Source organism: Limisphaera ngatamarikiensis, from assembly GCF_011044775.1.
GTDB lineage: Bacteria > Verrucomicrobiota > Verrucomicrobiia > Limisphaerales > Limisphaeraceae > Limisphaera > Limisphaera ngatamarikiensis.
Genome location: NZ_JAAKYA010000082.1, coordinates 215,025 through 215,345, shown reverse-complemented (window position 1 = coordinate 215,345; position 321 = coordinate 215,025). Strand labels below are relative to the sequence as shown.

1 protein-coding gene is annotated in these 321 nt (G+C 67.0%); it reads right to left on the bottom strand.

Features of this window, described 5'->3' with window-relative positions; translation table 11 throughout:
• A partial coding sequence (locus tag G4L39_RS12975; protein ID WP_165108734.1) for a hypothetical protein occupies positions 1 to 214 on the bottom strand: 214 nt, incomplete at its 3' end.
• Between the last annotated feature and the right edge of the window lie 107 nt (positions 215 to 321).

Sequence of the window (321 nt, the reverse complement as noted above, 5' to 3'; positions counted from 1 at the left end):
TGTCGGCCAGGAAATCGCAGGCGCGATCCCGCCAGAGCGGCCGGAGCGTTTGCAGCATCGCCGGCAACGCGCTGCTCACCTCGCCGGGCGAACCCAGTTCACCGCCGACCAGGAAGGGGCCGAAGACTTCGATCTGTGTCTCGTCGAAAAACGCTTCCGCGCGTCCGGCGTAGGTCCAGCGGGCGGGGTCGGCCCGGTCGATGACCCACTGCACAAACTGCGCGTTGAGGTTCCAGAGCGCGGCGATCGAGGTGTCGGATTGTTGGCGCAGCCATTGCCCCAGCTGGGTCGGGTCGGCGAACTATTTGACGCGGGCCAACG